Annotated in this window: 1 protein-coding gene; it reads right to left on the reverse strand. The window is 71.6% G+C overall.

Going from position 1 to position 584, the window contains the following annotated elements; genetic code table 11:
* The coding region (locus SNE206_RS27960; protein WP_407916277.1) for an FAD-dependent oxidoreductase at positions 1–112 on the reverse strand (112 nt) is incomplete at its 3' end.
* Positions 113–584: the final 472 nt, after the last annotated feature.

Raw genomic sequence — 584 nt, forward strand, 5'->3', positions numbered from 1 at the left:
CGATCAGTGCGACGCTCAGACCCAGCTGGGCGGCGCGGAGCGCCGCGGCGTAACCGCCGCTTCCGCCTCCGAGAATGACTACGTCGAAAACGGTGCTGGCGTCGTTCGCCACGTCACGTCCTCCATGCAAAGGGGTGCGGTTCGCCGGGCCGGTCGCGGTCCGGTGGTGCGGGAAGCCTTTGTAAGGCGCCCAGTCGTGCCGGAAATACATCTTTGCACTTGTTCGCGGCGACTGGTGTCCGGGGCTGCCCCGGCGCCGGCGGGCGACTTGCCGCGGGGTGTCCGGTTGCCCCGGTTGGGTGGGTATCGTCGCAGCTCACAGAGGTGTTCCTCGGAGCGAGAGTTGACAGGTGAGGGGCTGCACACCGGGCTGGTTCCGCTCTGCGGAACGGAGTTTCGCCCGCGGCGAACACCACCCGGAATGTGGCGAACGCCACGGGGGTGGTCGCGCGCGGTGTTCTCAACCTGGTATTACCGACCGGTAATGCGAAAAACGCGGGAGGGGTGGGGGGGGGGCCCCCCCCCGCCCCCCCCCCCCCCACCCCCCGCCCCCCCCCCCCCGCCCCGCCCCCCCCCCCCCCCCC

This window comes from Kitasatospora sp. NE20-6 (genome assembly GCF_045862635.1).